Genomic DNA, 13,259 nt, shown 5'->3' with positions numbered 1-13,259 from the left:
GCTGTTTTTTTATTCGTCTTCTTTTTTATCATCGATTTGGAGTTCTTTTTCTGGTTTATGATATGTGTAGAAGCTATCTACAAGCAAATCTAAATGCTCTACTTCTTCGCTATAGTTAATGATGGAAGAAATAAGAGGGAAGAGATGTAACCATGTTTTATATGCTTCTTCATCGTCCTTATTTTGATATTCCATAAAGATATCAATTAATTCTTGTTTACCTGTTTCAACTTCATCAAGCATTTCAACTGATTGTTGTTTTTTTGCTTTACCAATAAATTTTAATAAAACTTGTTCATGATAATGCGTTAATGAGTCAAGTTCATTTTGGATAGATTCCTGAAATTCTTCCGGCATATAGCGCAGTTCATTTTCAGTACGGTGTAATGATTTTAACGTACTTAAAGCACGGCTTGTTGTCGCTAACATTTGTCTGAATAAAACGAGCTTACGAATTTTTGCGAACTTTACTTTTTTCGTATAGCTTCTTTCTTCTTTATACAGCAAATAGTAATGATTTAGTTTAATCATTTTTTCTTTCATACGATCAATATCAGTTTTTAGCGTTGTAAAATCAGAAGCCTGCCTGCTATTCATTCGAATCCATTTTACAATTTCTTCTGTATTATCAACGATACGATGATAAAGTTTTGTTTCATATTTTGGCGGCATAAATACTAAATTTACAAGTGAAGCCGCAATAATACCAATCATAATCGTCGCAAATCGAAGTAAGGCAAAACTAAAGAAATCTTCGCCTTGATACTCCATAATGGCGATAACTGTTACTAAAGCAATTGATATTGTGTTTTCTAATCGTAATTGTAATGTAAGAGCAATTACTAATATACATGTTAATCCAATAATAAAAGGATTATGTCCAAAAGCAGTAGCAAATGCGATAGCAAATATCGCACCAATTACATTTGCTTGAATTTGTTCAAGTGCTGTTAAATAAGAACGGTATACAGACGGTTGAACAGCAAAGATAGCTGAAATTCCCGCAAATACCGGACTCGGTAATTGAAGTAAAATACAAGCAAATAAAGCTAACGTGATGGCAATACCCGTTTTTAAAATGCGAGCACCAAGTTTCATACCCTTAATAAGATCCTTTCTCTTGTCATAATGAATGTACAACATGATACTATACATTCATTACAATATGTTAGCAAGTGATATTTTAGTGACGTTAAAAGAAATTAGTGTTCATTTTATCCCGCTAATTGTGAGTAGTAAGATTCCTGCCTCAAAAATTAGAAGCTAGATGCCGGTAAACGCTCGATTGGTGTAGGCTAATTAAAGTTTCACTTTATAATTTTTCCTAATTCCTTTTAAACATCAGTTTTTAGTAAAAAAACCTGCTGAATTTCAGCAGGTCTCAAATTGTTACTATAGATTACTATGAGAAGCGTACTTCGTCAATTTTTTCTTAATAATGAAAATTACTCATTTTACTCTGTTGAGATAGATGGGTCTGCCTGTTCTTTTTTCGGGATAATCTCAAAAAACTGGTTCTGTATATCATCTAATAATGCTGTTAATAAAGCAACTTCCTCATATTGCTCATGTTCGTTTAGTACACGAATATAGTCTAGCAATAATTCAGTTACATCTTTCAAACCATTTTTACTAATTGGTTGTAATGTAACATTTGCCCCTTTTGCAATTCTTCTTTTTAAGGCCTGTTCTGTTAGGCCTAAGTTTGAATCATGACGCAAATAAACAACACCGCCAGTCATGCCAGCGCAAATCCATGGACCAGGGTCACCTAAAACAAGCGCTCGCCCATTTGTCATATATTCAAAAGCAAAACCTTTAATATTGGAGTATGCCCCTATATTTCCTTGCTCTTTTTCACGGAGTGGTTTTGTTATTCTACCTCCAATTATCATGTCTGCCCCAGAAAGGCGAATGCCAGCGCGAGCATCAGCGTTCCCTTGCACGTATAGTGCCCCTTTTTGTGCACCATATCCAAATCCTTTTCCGACAGAACCGTTATAATATACTCCGTCTTTTCCTTTTGATTTCGTTATATAAATCCCACCACCAAAGGAAGTTTTACCAATGCCATCTTGTGCGCCGCCATTTACGTGTATAAATAAATTTTCACTATTGTAAGCGCCTAACCCATTTCCGGGAATAGAACCATTCGTATACTTTAATGTAAGTGGTTCAAGTTGAGTAGCTTCATATAGTTTACTGCGAACGCGATAACATGATTCTAGACCACCCATAACGCGTTGCTCTACACCAACGCCTACTAATTCTTTTGAGTCAGCGGAATGAACTGTCTTAAATTGTTTTTCTGGTACACCATCTGTTGTTGTAACAGATGGATGTTCTATTATTTGTAATAAATTACGTAAGTTTAATAAATTTTCGCCTCGAACTTGCTCTAATAAATCAGAACGCCCAACAATTGCTTGTAAATTTGTACACCCAAGCTGTCCTGTTAATCGTTTTAGTTCTATACCGAAAGAGGTGAATAAATTTAGCAGGCCAGTAACTGCGCTTTCTAATTCGCGTGGGACGAAGCGGCGTAACCCATGTTCCTTTGCTTGTGCTTCAGACTCGATTTGTGTTGCAATTCCGACATGACAAGTATCTAGATGACACCCACGGCAAGTAGTGCAGCCGATTGCAATCATTGATAGTGTGCCAAATCCAATACGGTTTGCTCCGAGAAGCATGATTTTCAAGGCATCATTTACACTTCGAATACCACCATCTGCCCAAATCTCTACTTTATGTCTCATGCTCGCTTCTAATAAAGCGTTGTGAGCGGCTTTAACACCAATTTCTACAGGAAGACCTACATGTTGCAAGGCGTGAATACGTGCAGCACCTGTTCCGCCATCGAATCCGCTAATGTTAATAAAATCAGCACCAGCTTTGGCGATACCGACAGCAATTGTTCCGATATTAGGAACGACAGGGACTTTCACGGCTACTTTGGCAAGTTGATTAGCTGTTTTAATTTCCGTAATCATTTGAGCTAAATCTTCAATTGAATAAATATCATGGTTATTAGAAGGTGAAATTAAATCTGAGCCAATTGTCGCATTACGTGCTTCAGCGATTTTGGCTGTTACTTTTGAACCAGGTAAATGCCCACCTTCCCCAGGCTTTGCGCCTTGACCAATTTTGATTTCAATTAAGTTCGATGAGTTTAGTAGTTCGGCATTTACTCCAAATCGCCCAGATGCCACTTGTTGTCCACGTGTATGTGGATATTTTCCAATCATATCTTTAATTTCGCCGCCTTCACCGTTCAAGCTAATCATATTTAGCTGATCGGCCGCTTCTGCATATGCGCGAAAGGCAATTTCGTTTTGAGAACCAAATGACATAGAACTAATAATAAATGGAAAATCATGGGTTTTAATGCCGATAGATACTTCTTCAGTTGGAACGACATGTTTTGTTTGTTTCGTTTGAACAAGGTGTCTGATTGCGATGGGATTATTCTCTTCTAGTTCACTTAACTTGTCACGGTAATCATCATAAGAATTTCCTTTTGCAACATCGCCGATTGCTTTCCAAATTCGCGGGAATATATGAAATGATTTTCGCATTCTAATTTTAGGATTGTTATAATCATCCGCTCGCATTTTTGCATCTTCAGCAAGTGATTCAAGTGAAAAAGCTAAATCATTTGAACCGAAGAAATTTGTAATCTGTAATATATTTGCGATTTCTTCATGTAACCCAATAGATGAATAGAGACGTCCGTAACCACGTAACTCATGAATTCCAATTGTTGAAATGACTTTTTCTAATCCTTTATTAAGTGCATTATACAGATTCGTAATTGGTGTTTTTGTTCCATCATTTACAGTCGCGAATAATAAATATGGATTAATACTATCTGCTCCTAATCCATATAGCGTGACAATGTCATGTAAGGAGCGAAGGGCACCAGAACGTATAACGAGAGAACAATTGCGGCGTAATTTATTTTCACTTAATGCTTGATGTACTTTAGCAGTAACTAAATGTGGATCAATCCACAATCTTTCATTTAGATGGGCTTTTGCGTCATCTAATACTAGTAGGGAAGCACCATTGTTAACAGCAGCTATCGCTTCAGAACTAATGCGGCTTAATGCACATTGTAGAGTTTCTGACGAGCTGAATGTAGCAGAGATTGTGGCGATAGAGTTATGAGTTTTAAATAGCTCTATGAGTTGTTCGTACGTAATTGTGTGTAATTCCTCTGCAATAGGTTGTGCCACGCTGCCTTCTAAAATAATTGGTGAAAGCATTTCAACTACAAATGGCCGTTTTGCGCCACTTAATAAACTTGGACGCTCTCCAAGTACAGTACGTGTAGAGAAGTGTTCAATTTCACGGTCACGGTCAATTGCAGGGTTTGTAACAACAGCTACACTTTCTTTAATGAAGTCAGCGATATTTCGTCTATCAGTATCAAGTGCGGCAAGTGGTGAGTCATGCCCAAGTGAGCGTATTGGCTCAACGCCTTTTGTTGCCATCTGTTCAAGGAGTTGAATATGTTCTCGGTCCCATCCGAAAGCGACGTATTGTTTCGTTTCAACTTGAACAGAATCACATAGCCCTTGGATTTTTTTCGTTTCAGGGATAGATAAATTTAAATGGTAATTGGTAGTATCAATTCGCTTTTTAAAACGGTTATATACTTGGATTTGATATTTGTCATATTCATAAAGAACAAGTTCATCTTGTTCATTCCATTTTAATCCGACTTTTTCTCCAGGAGCGAGTGGTTTTGGTTCTGCTACATATTTAGTTGGTGATACAACTCCAGGTTCAGAAGAGAAAATATAAGAGCTCTCTGTCTCTACTTTCCATACTGGGCGTAATCCAAGGGAATCAACGCTGAAAACAGCTTCATCTTTAAAACGGGAAATGATGCCAGCTGGTCCTTGGGCAAAATGTCCCCATGCTTCACGTATATACGTATATAAATCTTGTAAAGGTGTTTCATAAAGTTTAATTTCATTAATAATTGGTGGGAATAGAATTTCCATTGCTTCAAATAAGCTGTAGTTGTATTGAACAAGTAGGGTTTCTAAGGTGCGGTTTAAATCTTGAGAGTCACTGCCTCCTGCAGTAAGTGGTACATCAATCATTTCAGCTTGATCGCGTAATTTCGCAATTGTGTTAATTTCACCATTATGTCCGAGAATGCTAAATGGTTGTACACGAAAAAAATTAGATAATGTATTAGTAGAGTAGCGGTTATGTCCTAATGTCATAGTTGAAGCGATAAGCGGATGTTGTAAATCATTATAGTAGGCAACAAGCGTATCACCAGCACCTAGAACTTTATATACAACATGATTACGACTTAATGAAGCAACATGAATTGCTTCGTTTTCCTCTATTTTTATTGTGACAGAAAATAATGTTTGCTCAATATTTGTAATTTCGTTTTCTGCGATAAGGGCAACTTGCCAAAATAAAGGTTCTTCTTGTTTACCAAGTGGACCGAGTGCATCTGAGTTTGTTACATCATCACTTTCGAAAATGATAGTAAAGTTTTTGTTGTTTAATTGCGTACGAATATAATCTTTTAAGGCAGTAATGTCTTCTTTTTTATTTAGAAAAAAATGTCCAACGATAAAGTGGGGATGATCCACAATCGTTGGATTATATCCGCTACTTTTTAGTTTTTCATTCCAAAGCGTTTTTGGTATATCAATGTGAATGCCGATGCCATCGCCCTCACCATTAATGAAACCAGCTCTATGATTCATTTTGACGAGTGATTGTATGCAAAGGTCAATGTTTTCTTTTGTAGCAATTTTTCGTTTCTCCATAACGGAAACGATTCCACACGCATCATGTTCTGCATTTCTATAATCTCGAAATAAAGACGGTGTCCATGTATTTTTTTTATTGAGCATCCGTCAATCCCCCCTCTTGTAAAAATTAGAATAATCTTACTATTTAAGGTGCGAATCACCTTGTACACAGAGATAGTAATGCTGTAAAAGAATATAAAACAGATAATTATGAATAATTATACTATTAATACGGAATTTATGAAATAGAAAAAAGGAAAAAAGAAAGGTGAGCTTTCTTTTTTCCTTTTAATGACGGGATTATTTATTGTCTGCTAGGGCAGCAAATGCTCTGCCGACAGCTTCGATTGTATATTCAATATCTTCTTTTGTATGTTCTGTAGTTAAGAACCATGCCTCGTATTTAGAAGGTGCTAAGTTAACTCCTTCTTGAAGCATAAGCTTGAAGAATTTACCGAACATTTCACCGTCTGTATCTTGTGCGGCATCGTAATCTTCAATTGTATTTGTTGTGAAGTATACAGTTAAAGCCCCTTTTAGACGGTTTAATGTAATATCGATATTATGTTTCGCTGCTTGCTCTAAAATTCCTTTTTCAAGCATTGCACCAAGTTCATCTAATCTCTCATAAAGCCCTTCTTGTTGAAGCACTTCTAGACAAGCGATACCTGATGCCATAGAAGCAGGGTTTCCTGCCATTGTACCAGCTTGGTATGCAGGTCCAAGCGGAGCAACTTGTTCCATAATTTCTTTCTTACCACCGTAAGCACCGATTGGTAAGCCGCCGCCAATAACTTTACCAAGCGCTGTTAAGTCAGGTGTCACACCAAGTAAGTCTTGAGCACCACCGTACATAAAGCGGAAAGCAGTAATAACTTCATCATAAATTACTAATGCGCCAGCTTCGTGAACAAGTTCATTCACTTTTTCAAGGAATCCTGGTTTAGGCTCTACAATACCGAAGTTTCCAACGATCGGTTCTACAAGGATAGCTGCTACTTCATGACCCCATTTATCTAAAGCCTCTTTTAAAGTTTCGACATTATTAAATGGAACGGTAATAACTTCTTGTGCAATACTTTGTGGTACGCCAGCTGAGTCAGGAGTTCCTAAAGTAGAAGGACCAGATCCAGCTGCCACAAGTACTAAATCAGAATGACCGTGGTAACAACCAGCGAATTTCATGATTTTTGTGCGACCTGTATAAGCACGAGCAACACGAATCGTTGTCATCACTGCTTCTGTACCAGAGTTTACGAAACGGACTTTATCTAATGCAGGCATTGCTTCTTTTAACATTTTTGCGAATTTTACCTCTAGCGCTGTTGGTGTTCCATAAAGTACCCCATTTTCAGCAGCTGTTGTAATTGCTTTTGTTATATGCGGATGAGCATGTCCAGTAATAATAGGACCGTATGCTGCTAAATAATCGATATATTTATTTCCGTCTACATCCCAGAAATAAGCGCCTTTCCCACGTTCCATAGCAACAGGAGCGCCGCCGCCAACTGCTTTAAAAGAACGAGAAGGACTATTAACACCGCCAACGATATGCTCTAAAGCTTCTTTATGTAATGCTTCTGACTTTGTGAATTTCACTACAATTCATCTCCTTACAAAAATCTATGTATTATTCTAACATGTTTTTCGAAAAGACGTATTGTTTGTGATAGCGAAGGCAGTTGGGTAAACTATTCGTTGTGACATTTAGGAGGGGGGTCCGATTATGAAATCGGTAATTGAGGTACAAGGGTTACGTAAAGAGTTTACAGCCTATTCAAGTCGTCCGGGCTTAAAGGGTGCATTTCGCGATTTATTAAATCGTAATTATAAAATAGTACCAGCAGTAAACGATGTATCTTTTACTGTAAAGCAAGGTGAAATGGTTGGTTATATTGGTGAGAACGGTGCTGGTAAATCAACAACAATTAAAATGCTTACGGGGATTTTAACTCCGACATCAGGGCAAATCACAGTAAATGGAATGAACCCACATAAACAAAGAGAAGAATTTGTAAGAACAATTGGTGTTGTTTTTGGACAGCGTTCGCAACTTTGGTGGGATATTGCAGTACAAGAATCGTTTCGTTTATTAAAGAAAGTATACGGTGTATCAGACGCTCAGTATAAGGAGCATATGGAGCACGTAATTGAAACGTTAGATATAGGGCCTTTATTAGATAAACCAGTTCGAAAATTATCTCTTGGTCAAAGAATGCGTTGTGAATTAGCGGCAGCCTTAATTCATAATCCACCGTTATTATTTTTAGATGAGCCAACAATTGGGTTAGATGTACTTGTGAAATTGAAAATACGTGAATTTTTAAAAGAAATGAATGAACGTTATAAAACAACAATTTTATTAACAACACACGATATTACTGATATTGAAGCTTTATGTGAGCGCGTTATCATGCTGGATGAAGGGAATATTATGTATGACGGTTCTTTAAGTAATCTTCGTACGCAGTGGGGAGCAGAGAAGGAAATTCACTTTCAGTTTGTTGCACCAGTTTCCTATCAGGCTTTATCAATGGTTATGCCAGATAATCATGTCGTTTGGTCGAAAGCGAAAGAGGAAAATGCATGGGTTGCAAAAATTCCGAATGAAGAAGTTATTATTTCAATGCTTATTTCTAAAGTAGTACAAGCATTTCAAATTAAAGATTTAAAAATTAACGAAGTGTCTACAGAGGAAATTATTCGTAACATTTATGAAGAAGGTATTACGCATGGGTAAGTATATTGAAATGATTCGAATTCGCTTTTTAATGATGCTTGCGTATCGTACAAATTACTATAGCGGGATTTTAATTTATACGATTAATATCGGTGCTTACTATTTTTTATGGCAAGCAATTTATAGCGGAAAAGAGAATATTGAAAGTTTATCTATTTCGCAAATGACCACGTATATCGCAATCGCGTGGATGGCACGTGCCTTCTATTTTAATAATATAGATAGGGAAATTGCGATAGAGATTCAAGAAGGACGTGTGGCTGTAGAATTAATTCGTCCGTATAACTATTTGGGAATGAAAGTTATGCAAGGTCTTGGCGAGGGAATATTCCGTTTTGCCTTCTTTTCCATTCCAGGCATGGTTATCGTTACGTTATTATTTTCGTTGCAAATTACAACGAATTTTCAAACTTGGTTATATTTCTTCTTATCTTTAATATTTAGCTTTATTATTAATACACAAATTAATTTAATGACGGGAATGCTTACGTTTTTCCTATTTAATAATAGTGGAATTATGTATGCAAAACGCGTTGTTATTGATTTATTTTCAGGTCTATTATTACCAATTAGTTTTTATCCGTTATGGGCCCAAAAAGCAATGATGTTTTTACCGTTTCAGGCTATTAGTTATATTCCAAGTATGATTTTTTCTGAAGGTATACAGGGGAGTAAGTTGTATGAGGCTTTAGTATTTCAAGTGATTTGGGCGATTGTACTTATTATTCCAATTGTACTCATGTGGAGAACGGCGAGAAAACGTCTAATTGTACAAGGGGGATGATGAGATGCTATATATAAACTTATTTTTACAATATGCAAGTCAATATATAAAAACGAAATTGGAGTATCGAGGCGATTTTATCGTTGGTTTACTTTCTGATTTATCGCTTCAAGCAGTTAATTTAATATTTATTCTCGTTGTATTTGGGCATACACAAGCATTGAAGGGATGGAGTCGAGAAGAGGTAATCTTTATTTATGGTTTCTTTTTAGTACCATTTGCCATCTTTTCAGCTTTCTTTAATATATGGGATTTTAATGATCGATACATTATTAAAGGGGAGATGGATCGTGTATTAACGCGACCGATCCATAGCCTATTTCAAATTATATTAGAAAGAATGGAACTTGAATCTTTAATTGGAGCTATTACAGGGATTGTTGTAATGGGATATGCAGCTGTGGAGTTACAATTATCTTTTTACTGGTATGATTTCTTCTTATTTATATTGATGGTAGGAGGAGGAGCACTTGTATATGGAGGGATATTTGTTACGTTGGCGAGCCTTGGTTTTTGGTCGGATGCGAAAAGTTCAATTATGCCTCTTATGTATAACATAGGTAATTACGGGCGCTATCCTGTTAATATTTATAATCGTGTAATTCGTTTCATTTTAACGTTCGTTTTACCGTTTGCGTTTGTTGGAGTATATCCAGCAGCATACTTTTTAAGAAAAACAGAATGGAATAGTTATGCATTTGCGACGCCAATTGTTGGTATTATCTGTTTTACGATTGCAATCACCCTCTGGAACCAAGGGGTAAAAAGGTATCGTGGCGCGGGTAATTAATTATAGAAGCTTGTTCGTTTCTAAGGGATAAATCAGTTCTCCACCTCATACATATAAAATGAGGTGGAGGACATGTTATGGGGATTTATTCTATTAATTGCAGCAATCGCTATTTTGAAAAGTGTCCAATTATTATGGAGTTCCTATTCAGATTCAACGCGTTTTTTTTCGCTCTATAATTTGGCCACATTATTTTTAATCTATACAACAGTACTAATCGCATTTGGATTAAGTTACGTTGTATTAGAGGAAATGGGTTTCGCAGTTTTGAAAGAGGATGGAGAAAGTTTGAACGCTCATTCTTTTCAACTCGTCGAAGTTTGTTTATATTTTAGCGCAGTTACTTTATTGTCTGTTGGATATGGTGACATATCTCCGATTGGAATTGGGCGATGGATTGCAATCGCAGAAGCGCTAATTGGATATACACTCCCTTTTGCTTTTGTGATGAGGTCTGTAATAGACAATGAAAAATAAGGAAGCATTTGTTATAGTAAAGGAAAAGAGTAGGAGTGATAAATATGATTACAGTAGGAGAAATGGCACCAGAATTCACATTAGAGGGAAGTAACGGAGAAGAAGTTTGCCTAGCTGATTTCCGCGGTAAAAATGTAGTTCTCTATTTTTATCCGAAAGATATGACGCCAGGATGTACAACTGAAGCATGTGATTTTCGTGATGCGTATGGAGTATTTCAAGAGAAGGATACGGTTATTCTTGGAGTAAGTCCTGATTCAGCGAATAGACATTTGAAATTCATTGAGAAACATGAATTGCCATTTATACTTTTAGTAGATGAAGATCATAAAGTAGCAGAGTTATACGATGTTTGGAAGTTAAAAAAGAACTTTGGGAAAGAGTATATGGGAATCGAGCGTTCTACATTCCTTATTAATAAAGACGGTGAACTTGTAAAAGAGTGGCGTAAAGTGAAAGTGAAAGGACATATTGAGGATGTTCTTTCTTATATAAAATAAATCTACATTGGAGATAAAATATGCAGAAACAAGGCAAGTGTCTATACATATTTTACTGCCTTACATAAAGTGGAAGTGTAGGGCATACCTCCTCAGATGATAGTATTCCAAGTGCGATTATGTCGCACTTTTTTCTATGGAATATATGAAGAAAAAAGGGAAAGATACATAAAAACAAGTCCTGAATATAAAAATAAACTACATACTTATAGTAGAAATATTGACGATTTATAAGAAAAGGAGTACACTCTTTATAAGAATTATAAAATAATAATCCGTATAGAATCGGGGTGCATGACGGTGGTCAAAGAAGAATTAAAAGAAGCGCTAGAAATGCTGAAAAATACGGGTGTACGCATTACTCCACAGCGTCATGCTATTTTAGAGTACCTTGTGGAATCAATGACGCACCCAACAGCGGATGATATTTATAAAGCATTAGAAGGTAAGTTTCCAAATATGAGTGTTGCAACTGTCTATAATAACTTACGTGTGTTTAAAGAGGTTGGACTTGTAAAGGAATTAACTTATGGAGACGCTTCAAGTAGATTTGATTATGTTACAAGTCAACATTATCATGTGATTTGCGAAAAATGTGGTAAGATTGTTGATTTTCCTTATGGAGGCTTGGAAAAGCTGGAAGAGGAAGCTGCGAAAACGACAGGCTTCGTTATCAATAGTCATCGCTTAGAAATTTATGGCGTTTGTCCAGAGTGTCATAAGGCGTAATATATAATAAAGAAAGAGGCTGACGGCTATACGTCAGCCTCTTTCTTTATTATATAAGGATTAGCGTGAGGTTAATCGGGATTTACAGTGCTAAGTTAGTAAGGAGGGTTAGATAAAAGTTTGTCGAATTTACTTTGTATTGGTGGAAATGAATTCTGGGAGGGGACATTTTGAAGAAATATGAGATTAAAAATAACATTCCAACATTGGAAGAATATAAATATTTATGTGATTCTGTGGGATGGACTAACTATATGAACTTTGAGGTGGCGGAAATATCACTTCAAAATTCGATTTACTGTATAACAGTCAAGGATAATAATCAAATCATCGGCATGGGGAGAATTGTTGGTGATGGGGCTATCTATTTCTATATTCAAGATATAGTGGTTCATCCAGAGTATCAAAAGAATGGTATTGGAAAGAAAATAATGAATACTTTAGTAGAATACTTAAATCAGAATGCTCCAGATAAAGCATTCATTGGTTTGTTTGCGTCGCAAGGTAAAACATCATTCTACGAAAAATATGATTTTAAAGATTATTCGCCTAATATGACAGGGATGTTTACTGTTATTTCGAAAAAATAGGTGTAATAAATTTAATAAAACAATTAAAAAGTTGATTTTTTAAGAAATCAACTTTTTAATGAGTTGAAACGTTTGTAGTGTTGCAAATTCGTATTTCCCTTGATACTTATGATTTATAACTCTTCTTATTATACTTTTCATCAAATTCTTTTCCTTCTAGATCTCGATCTAGTGTTAAAGGTTGATTGCAGTGCATACATGCATCGACACGGCCGAGCATTTTGGTTGGCTTATCACAGCTTGGGCAAATAATTTGGATAGTCTTAGTAGATAACATGCCAATCCAAAAGTAAACGACAGTGCTAGCGATAACAGCTAAAAAGCCAACCATCATAAACGTTGTCATAATAATAATGTTTTCGCGGAAAAAGACACCTAAGTATGCAATGAAGAGGCCGATAAATACTAAACTTAATGCAAAGGTCCGGATTTTATTGATTTTGTTTGAATACTTAATGCTCATTCTCACCACGCTCCTATACTAATAATATAACATACAATTTAGAATTTTCACTCTCTTGTAAATTGATAAAGGGATAAGATATGAAATGAATAGGAGGGGGACCATGAAGAATGAATGGACGCTATAAGGATTTTTACAGCGGTTTTTAAGTTTTTAACGGGATGTGAAATTTTTTTATAAAAAGTATTGACCCTGTATATACTGCATGATATATTAATAACCGTCGCTGATGCGGAAACGCAGAAAACGACAAAAAAGAAATTAAAAAACTTAGTTGACATTGAAAAATGAAGATGTTAACATAAGGAAGTCGCGAATGAGCGACTAAGTAGTTCTTTGAAAACTGAACGAAACAAACAACGTGAAACGTCAATTTTTATTTTAGATGCTAGACAAA

The 13,259-nt window shown here is 35.9% G+C and carries 11 protein-coding genes; 7 read left to right on the top strand and 4 right to left on the bottom strand.

Translation table 11 applies throughout. The annotated features are described in order from the left end of the window. Positions 1 to 9 precede the first annotated feature (9 nt). From QO049_RS12650 to hemL, 3 genes are all read right to left on the bottom strand, one after another. A complete protein-coding gene (locus QO049_RS12650) occupies positions 10 to 1,098 on the bottom strand; it encodes an aromatic acid exporter family protein (protein ID WP_000765787.1) in 1,089 nt (362 codons plus the stop codon). Positions 1,099 to 1,454: 356 nt separating this feature from the next. Continuing rightward, a complete protein-coding gene (locus QO049_RS12645; protein ID WP_246961852.1) occupies positions 1,455 to 5,891 on the bottom strand; it encodes a glutamate synthase-related protein in 4,437 nt (1,478 codons plus the stop codon). A gap of 198 nt (positions 5,892 to 6,089) precedes the next feature. Beyond that, the gene (hemL, locus tag QO049_RS12640; RefSeq protein ID WP_061140037.1) at positions 6,090 to 7,388 is read right to left on the bottom strand and encodes a glutamate-1-semialdehyde-2,1-aminomutase; all 1,299 of its coding nucleotides are present in this window, start codon (positions 7,386 to 7,388) and stop codon (positions 6,090 to 6,092) included. Between the two features lie 127 nt (positions 7,389 to 7,515). Between hemL and QO049_RS12635 the strand changes: the two genes are divergently transcribed. From QO049_RS12635 to QO049_RS12605, 7 genes are all read left to right on the top strand, one after another. After that, positions 7,516 to 8,529 (top strand): ABC transporter ATP-binding protein, encoded by a 1,014-nt coding sequence (locus tag QO049_RS12635; protein WP_000843658.1) that lies wholly within the window; start codon positions 7,516 to 7,518, stop codon positions 8,527 to 8,529. Then, positions 8,522 to 9,313 (top strand): ABC transporter permease, encoded by a 792-nt coding sequence (locus QO049_RS12630; RefSeq protein WP_284489285.1) that lies wholly within the window; start codon positions 8,522 to 8,524, stop codon positions 9,311 to 9,313. The genes QO049_RS12635 and QO049_RS12630 overlap by 8 nt, the downstream gene beginning before the upstream one ends. Positions 9,314 to 9,317: 4 nt before the next feature. Beyond that, positions 9,318 to 10,103: an ABC transporter permease gene (locus tag QO049_RS12625; protein ID WP_000965772.1), complete on the top strand. Its 786-nt coding sequence runs from the start codon at positions 9,318 to 9,320 to the stop codon at positions 10,101 to 10,103. A 72-nt stretch (positions 10,104 to 10,175) separates the two neighbouring features. Further along, entirely contained in the window at positions 10,176 to 10,580 is a 405-nt protein-coding gene (locus tag QO049_RS12620; RefSeq protein ID WP_000964343.1) for a potassium channel family protein, read from the top strand. A gap of 44 nt (positions 10,581 to 10,624) precedes the next feature. Next, positions 10,625 to 11,080, top strand: coding sequence for a thioredoxin-dependent thiol peroxidase (gene bcp, locus QO049_RS12615; protein ID WP_048568183.1), 456 nt, complete (start codon positions 10,625 to 10,627; stop codon positions 11,078 to 11,080). Positions 11,081 to 11,380: 300 nt separating this feature from the next. Beyond that, the gene (gene perR, locus QO049_RS12610) at positions 11,381 to 11,809 is read left to right on the top strand and encodes a peroxide-responsive transcriptional repressor PerR (protein ID WP_000237829.1); all 429 of its coding nucleotides are present in this window, start codon (positions 11,381 to 11,383) and stop codon (positions 11,807 to 11,809) included. A 170-nt stretch (positions 11,810 to 11,979) separates the two neighbouring features. Next, positions 11,980 to 12,399, top strand: coding sequence for a GNAT family N-acetyltransferase (locus tag QO049_RS12605; protein ID WP_000759738.1), 420 nt, complete (start codon positions 11,980 to 11,982; stop codon positions 12,397 to 12,399). 106 nt (positions 12,400 to 12,505) lie between these two features. On the opposite strand, the gene QO049_RS12600 is transcribed toward QO049_RS12605, so the two are convergent. Beyond that, positions 12,506 to 12,862 carry a YgzB family protein gene (locus tag QO049_RS12600; protein WP_000025058.1) on the bottom strand — a complete coding sequence of 119 codons (357 nt, stop codon included), beginning with the start codon at positions 12,860 to 12,862 and terminating at the stop codon, positions 12,506 to 12,508. Positions 12,863 to 13,259 lie beyond the last annotated feature (397 nt).

Source organism: Bacillus sp. RB3 (genome assembly GCF_030164735.1).
GTDB lineage: Bacteria > Bacillota > Bacilli > Bacillales > Bacillaceae_G > Bacillus_A > Bacillus_A cereus.
This window is presented reverse-complemented; position numbering and strand designations above follow the sequence as displayed.